This window comes from Pseudomonas sp. JV245A (assembly GCF_032424515.1).
In the GTDB taxonomy this organism is placed as follows: Bacteria; Pseudomonadota; Gammaproteobacteria; order Pseudomonadales; family Pseudomonadaceae; genus Aquipseudomonas; species Aquipseudomonas protegens.
The window spans coordinates 1-214 of the sequence record NZ_VYKE01000683.1 but is presented as its reverse complement, the minus strand read 5'-3'; the positions used below and the strand labels follow the sequence as shown (position 1 = coordinate 214).

Below are 214 nucleotides of genomic sequence, written 5' to 3'. Positions count from 1 at the left end.
TCAATCACTTGATACAAATTGCTGTCTTGCGGCCAATTGCGCATGAATCGCGCGCGATCACGGGCATAAGCTGGGGCAAAGCTGCTCATGCTGGAGTGCTGGCACATGGAGTCGAGGTCTATCAGCGCCCAGCGACCCTCTTGCCAGAACAGGTTATGGCCCTTGAAGTCGCCATGGCTGATGCGCTCCTTGATCAGCTCGGCAAACAGCTGGT

General features: G+C 56.1%; 1 pseudogene. It reads right to left on the bottom strand.

The window, feature by feature from the left end:
* Positions 1-214, bottom strand: a pseudogene (locus tag F6S12_RS33610) (serine/threonine protein kinase); the annotation flags it as partial.